Source organism: Vibrio sp. 10N.286.48.C11 (assembly GCF_041469805.1).
GTDB classification, from domain to species: Bacteria; Pseudomonadota; Gammaproteobacteria; order Enterobacterales; family Vibrionaceae; genus Vibrio; species Vibrio crassostreae_C.
Map to the genome: position 1 here is coordinate 1 of NZ_JBFRLK010000124.1, position 304 is coordinate 304.

Below are 304 nucleotides of genomic sequence, written 5' to 3' on the forward strand. Positions count from 1 at the left end.
AATCCAATCTCTTGTACACATTTTTGTGACGCGATCTTTGCACTCAAGAAATCCATTCCAAGCGCTACAGACCTTCGAAACAATATCGTTATAATCAATGAAGTTTTGGTTTGCTAGATAGTGTTGCCTTAACCAACTCCACACTTGCTCTATAGGGTTAAGCTCTGGTGAGTATGGCGGCAATTTGATAATACTGACATTATCAAATGGGTTAGCAATATCATCGGTATGCCATCCTGCGCCATCCATTATTACCACTGAATGACGGTCTTTTTCTGTGACTTTAGATATCTGCTCTAGATGG

At 40.1% G+C, this 304-nt stretch carries 1 protein-coding gene; it reads right to left on the reverse strand.

The genetic code is table 11. The features are described 5' to 3' along the window. A partial coding sequence (locus AB4209_RS21575) for a transposase (protein WP_372057326.1) occupies window positions 1-304 on the reverse strand: 304 nt, incomplete at both ends.